The organism is Chroococcidiopsis sp., assembly GCF_051657925.1.
Lineage (GTDB): Bacteria > Cyanobacteriota > Cyanobacteriia > Cyanobacteriales > Chroococcidiopsidaceae > Chroococcidiopsis.
Map to the genome: position 1 here is coordinate 1 of NZ_JBOFLP010000053.1, position 4,102 is coordinate 4,102.

The window sequence follows — 4,102 nt, forward strand, 5'->3', positions numbered from 1 at the left end:
TGCAGGAAAAACAGAAGGAGAAATTTCTTTAGCTCATGGTACTCTCAAAGTTAATAACGATGGTACTGTTACTTATACATCAAAAGATCGCTTCGTCGGAGAAGAAACATTTACTTACACCGTCACCGATAATGATGGTATCCTCTCTAACCCAGCTACAGTAACAATTACAGTCAACAACGCACCACCAACCATAACCAGTACAAATATTCCAGAAAACATTATCGAAGGAATTTCCACCACAATTAGCGCGATCGCGCTAGATGCTGGAAAAGACGAACTCACTTATACTTGGAACTTTGGTGATAATACCGAATCCTCTACAGGTGAAAGCGTAAATCATACTTATACTCAAAACGGTACATACAACGCCACCCTAACCGTTAACGACTCTCACGGTGGTGAGATCGCTCATCAAATTGCGATCGCCGTCGCCAATGCCACCCCGATCGTATCTGCGGGATTCGATCTTACAGTCAATGAAGGAACGAACATTACTCTAAATGGTTCATTTACCGACTCTGGCATCAACGACACCCACAATACAGAATGGAACTTCGGCGACGGAACTACTATTACCAATAACCTACAACCAACCCATACCTACGCCGACAATGGTACATACACCGCCACTTTAACCGTAACCGATTCAGATAACGCCGTTGCATCCGACACTACTACTATTACTGTACTCAACGTCGCCCCCGCGATCGCATCTCTAACAGGTGACACCGAAATATCGGAAGGAGATACCGCTACCTTCAGTGCGATCGCAACAGATCCTGGAAACGACACCCTCACCTATATTTGGGATTTCGGCGACGGCACCGAAGGGGCAACGGGAACTGAAGTTACCCACGCCTATACCGATAATGGCAATTATACCGTTACCCTAACCGTCACCGACTCGGATGGTGCTGCTACTGCAAAAACCCATTCGATCGCTGTCAATAATATCGCACCTACCATTAATTCTCTTACTGGCGACACCAATCTAGATGAAGGAGAAACGGGTTTATTTAATGCCAGTGCGATCGATCCAGGAAATGACGAACTAACCTATACCTGGAACTTTGGTGACGATACCGAAACAGTTACGGGTAACGAAGTCAATCATACATACGCGCAAAACGGCACATACAACACAACCCTTACCGTAACAGACGACGATGGTGCAGAAACAACCCAAACCCTAACTATAGAAGTTTTTAACGTCGCACCCACTGTCAATGCTGGCGATAGCCAGACTACCTCGGAAGGACAAACAGTTCAATTTAACGCTACTTTCAATGACCCTGGTATCCTCGATACTCATACTATTACCTGGGATTTTGGCGATGGATCTACCACAGCAGATACCCTCAATCCCACTCATACTTACACAACCGAAGGCACATACACCGTCACCATTACAGTTACAGATTCAGATGGTGCGGCTACCAATGCTAGCGTTATCGTAACAGTTAACAATGCCGCACCCGTAATTAATGCTCTGACGGGAGACACTAATGTCAAAGAGGGAGATACGGCAACATTTAGTATTAATGCCACCGATCCAGGTAACGATCCACTGACTATTACTTGGGATTTCGGAGATGGTACAGATCCAGTATCGGGTGAGAATGTTACTCACGTCTTCAACAACAATGGCAATTACACCGTCACCGTAACGGTGACAGATGACGAAGGAGTAGCTACTACTTCTAGCATGGATGTCACCGTAACTAACGTCGCACCGACTATTACTAACATTACAGGCGACACCAATACGAACGAAGGAACGGCTGCTAACTTTAGTGCGATTGCTACAGATCCGAGTAACGATACCCTCACCTATACCTGGAATTTCGGAGACGGAACAGATCCAATTGAGGGTCAAAACGTAACTCATATATTCACACAAAACGGTAACTATACAGTCAATCTCACCGTTACCGATTCCGATGGTGCTAGCGCAACCTCCAACTTAGATGTTACGGTCAATAATGTAGCACCTACCATTACCAACCTTACAGGCGACACCGAGGCTACAGAAGGAGATACCAACAACTTCAGCGTCAGTGCGATCGATCCAGGTAATGACAATTTAACTTACACCTGGAATTTGGGAGATGGTAGCGATACACTAGCAGGAGAAAATGTCAGCCATACTTTTGTAGATGATGGCACTTATAACACAACCGTCACCGTTACCGACGACCACGGTGCTGCTATCACTCAAATCTTAACAGTAACCGTACTCAATGCCGCACCCGTAGTCAATGCGGGGGAAAATCAAACTACAAATGAAGGAACTGCCATAACCTTCAATGGTAGCTATACCGATCCAGGTGCGATCGACACCCATACAATTAATTGGGACTTTGGTGACGGAAATACTAACACAGAAACCCTAACACCAACTCATACCTACACTCAAAACGGTACTTATACCGTTACCCTAACCGTTACCGACAATTATGGGGATGCGACAGCTTCGACTAGAACTGTAGTTGTCGATAACGTAGCCCCTGTAGTCGCTTCTATCACGGGCGATACTAATGTCAACGAAGGAGAAACTGCTAACTTCGGTGCGATCGCCACCGATTCTGGAAATGATACCCTAACTTATACCTGGAACTTTGGAGATGATACGGACGAAGTAGAAGGTAGCGATGTCAGTCATATCTACACCAACAATGGTAACTATACCGTAACCCTAATTGTCACCGATTCTGACGGTGCTTCTACTACTTCATCTTTAAATGTCATCGTTAACAACGTAACTCCCACCATAAAAAACGTTAGTGGAGACACTACAGTATCGGAAGGAGATACGGGTAGTTATAATGTCACCGCGATCGATCCGAGTAACGATACACTAACTTATACCTGGAATTTTGGTGACGGTACTCAACCAGTTGAAGGTGAAAATGTAACTCATACTTGGGTACAAGAGGGTAACTATAACGCTACCGTAACTGTTACCGATAGCGATGGTGCGACTATTACTCAAACAGAAGCGATCGCAGTTAGTAATCTCGCACCTGTCGTCAATGCAGGAGAGAACCAAACTACGAATGAAGGGCAATCAGTTGAATTTAACGCCACTTTCAACGATCCTGGAATCCTCGATACTCATACCGTAGCTTGGGATTTCGGAGATGGATCTACCACAACAGATGCCCTCAATCCCACCCATACTTACACCCAAAATGGTATTTATACAGCATCGCTCACCGTAACCGACAATGCGGGTGCGGCAACGGAGGCTACCGTACAAGTTACTGTACTTAACGTAGCCCCGACTATTAATACCCTGACGGGAGATACCAATGTTAATGAGGGAGAAACCGCTAACTTTACAGCAGAAGCGATCGATCCTGGAAACGATACACTAACCTACACCTGGAACTTTGGAGATGATACAGAGGAAGTAGAAGGTAGTAATGTCAGTCATATCTTTTCTAACAATGGCAACTATACTGTAACCCTGACAGTAACAGATTCAGACGGTGCTACTACTACCAATACCATCGATGTCACCGTATCTAATGTCGCCCCCGCGATCGAGAGCATTGATATCGAGTCGGATATCTCTGAAGGTACGGACGCTAGTTTCAGTGCTACTGCTACCGAAAAAGGATCGGATACTCTAACCTATACTTGGGATTTTGGTGATGCTTCAGATCCAATTGAAGGTCAATCCGTATCTCATACCTTTACCAACAATGGTACTTATTCAATCGTTCTTACCGTAACCGATTCGGATGGTGCTTCTACTAGCCAAACAACAGAGGTAACAGTTAAAAATGTTACCCCGACTATTACCAATATTACGGGTGATACTGACGTATTAGAAGGAGATACGGCTAACTTTAGCGCGATCGCAACTGATAAAGGCAATGACACCTTAACCTATACTTGGAACTTCGGCGATGAAAGCGAACCAATAATCGGAAAGGATGTATCTCATGTATTCACACAAAATGGCAATTACACTGTCACATTAACTGTCACTGATTCCGATGGTGCAGAAACAAAACAAACTATCGATGTCACGGTCGATAATGTCACTCCAACGATTACCACTATTACAGGCGATACTAACGTATCGGAAGGA

The 4,102-nt window shown here is 44.8% G+C and carries 1 protein-coding gene; it reads left to right on the forward strand.

Annotation, left to right across the window (positions count from 1 at the left end; translation table 11 throughout):
- On the forward strand, positions 1-4,102 hold a 4,102-nt coding region (locus ACRC32_RS04095; RefSeq protein ID WP_438552780.1), incomplete at both ends, for a PKD domain-containing protein.